The following is a 1,803-nucleotide window of genomic DNA, read 5'->3' as shown; positions in this document are numbered from 1 at the left end:
TATAAAAGCCGGCATATGGAAGCCGCAGTGCAAAGGTACGGTAGCAATAGTAATTTCAAGTACATAAATGATGTTGTTCAAAATCACCTCCATGAATTTGAGGCCTGCGACATGGTTGTATGTTTAGAGACCTTGGAACACATTCCCGAGTCTGATGTGGTCAGAATAGTAGAGAATTTGGGTAAAGCGCGACCAAAAGCGCTGTTGTTTTCCGTTCCCAATGATATTGGACCAATTGTATTTGTAAAAAACTTTGGGTCGATGTTGATTGGTTGGAAACGCCATAAAGAATATAGTTGGCTTGAAACGTTACAGGCTTCCCTTTACATGCATACGACTGAGCATAAAGGATTTGACTGGCGGTGGTTGGCTCAAACTATTCGGCAAAACATGATAATAAAAAAAATTCATCGCAGTCCCGTGAATTTTATTCCCTGCACTTTGTCACCCTCAATTATATTTGAGTGTGTATCAGATCCGCACGATGGTAATGAGTAGATTGGAATCATCTTTTTTTGCAACCTTGTTTATAGGTAATTTGGTATGCTGAAAATTGAAGAGATGGCACACATTTCTCCCGCGGTCTCAGTCGTTATTCCCGCGTTTAATGCGTCTCGATATATAAGAGAGACACTTAATTCGGTGCTTAGTCAAACGTTTGCCGATTTCGAGATTATTGTCGTCGATGATTGTTCTTCGGACGAAACCAAGGCAATCGTTATGGGGGTATCTCAACTAGACGACAGGGTAACGTTGATCTGTCTAGATGAAAATATGGGTGCTCCGGCGGGCCCACGCAATATTGGGGTAAGAGCAGCGAAGGGCAGGTGGGTGGCGTTCTTAGATGCTGATGATATTTGGCACCCACGAAAATTAGAGGAGCAAGTTAAGTTATTGAGATGCTCCGGTGGAAAGTTTTGTAGCACTGCAAGTACTCATTTCAATCATACAAACAAGGTCACATTTCCATCAATTGTCGACATTCAGGTTGAGCGAATAAGTTACTTTCAGCAGCAACTCAAGTGCAGAACTCCAGCTTCAAGTGTCTTGGTAGATACGGATTTGATCAAGAAACATCCGTTTAATGAAAGTCTGACATTTAAGGCTAGAGAAGATCTAGATTGCTGGTTGCATTGTCATGAGGAAATCGGGTTTTCTTTAAAAATCACAAATCCTTTAATAGGGTACCGCATTTCTGACGGTCAGATTTCTGGTAACAAATGGACTATGTTTCGGCGTCACCTCCATGTCTTGAAAGCATATCGAAAAATGGATGGTAGCGGATTGGGCTTCTCGGCTTACATGTTTACCGCTAGTCATTTCTTGCTGTCTCTCTACAGTCGATATGTTAAGCGAGGTTTGTAAATAGCGGAGTCCAAGGAGAATTTGTGTCTACAGGTCCCCCGGTTTATCTCCGATTCGGAGGTATGCTTCAGGATAATGAGCTCGCGATAGTGGGTATTCCCGGGCTTCGGTAGCGCCAAAAGGTTCTATGGAGAGGTGTGCGGGTAGGGCCGTGCTAGGCGCTGAATAATGCGCAGCAGTTTAATTGGAGTGTCGACATTCAGGTGTTTTGGTGTGGACCAGATGGGCCGCCTGGCTGTTAGAGTGCTGGTGCTCATCTCTTTCTTCGAAAGCTCGAGCTGATGGGGGCTTCAATCATCGGCGGCGAGCCGTCGCGTTTGTGCTGTGTGTCGTGCGGGCCTTACACAAGACAATGCTTAGCCTTGAATGCGAAAGTGGCGCTATGTCAAGACACTTGTCATCGCTTGTCTGTTTTGTCAGATGAGGAGCCCTCAACAA

At 44.6% G+C, this 1,803-nt stretch carries 2 protein-coding genes; both read left to right on the top strand.

Going from position 1 to position 1,803, the window contains the following annotated elements; all coding sequences use genetic code 11:
* Positions 1–498 (top strand): hypothetical protein (locus tag AAFM34_RS20705; protein WP_341666134.1); only part of this gene is annotated, 498 nt, incomplete at its 5' end.
* 63 nt (positions 499–561) lie between these two features.
* Positions 562–1,365, top strand: coding sequence for a glycosyltransferase family 2 protein (locus AAFM34_RS20700; RefSeq protein ID WP_341666132.1), 804 nt, complete (start codon positions 562–564; stop codon positions 1,363–1,365).
* Positions 1,366–1,803: the final 438 nt, after the last annotated feature.

Origin of the sequence: Vibrio sp. (assembly GCF_038138445.1) — a bacterium.
Taxonomy (GTDB): Bacteria; Pseudomonadota; Gammaproteobacteria; order Enterobacterales; family Vibrionaceae; genus Vibrio.
Note: the sequence above shows the minus strand (reverse complement) of the source record. Positions and strands in the feature narration are given on the sequence as shown.